General features: G+C 65.2%; 1 protein-coding gene. It reads right to left on the reverse strand.

The window, feature by feature from the left end:
- A partial coding sequence (locus tag IB252_RS30720; protein ID WP_225607664.1) for a DUF5801 repeats-in-toxin domain-containing protein occupies positions 1–273 on the reverse strand: 273 nt, incomplete at both ends.

Raw genomic sequence — 273 nt, forward strand, 5'->3', positions numbered from 1 at the left:
TTGGCTCGGTGCCGGTGGTGCTGATGCTTGGCCCATCGTCCTCGAACACCAGGTTCTGCCCGATGTTGAGGGTCGCTTGGGCACTGTCGCCGTCCTTGTCGGTGATGGTCGCTGTCAGGGTGACCAGGTTGTCCGCCGACAGGCTCGTCGCGTCATCGGGATTGGTGGCATCGGGATGCACCACGGCGCGCAGCTGGTCGAGGGTGACGTCACCGTTGGCGGCGACGCTGACCGTGAACACCAGCAGGTTGGTGGTGGCCGTACGGCCTTCGA

Origin of the sequence: Pseudomonas sp. PDM10 (assembly GCF_014852295.1) — a bacterium.
Taxonomy (GTDB): domain Bacteria; phylum Pseudomonadota; class Gammaproteobacteria; order Pseudomonadales; family Pseudomonadaceae; genus Aquipseudomonas.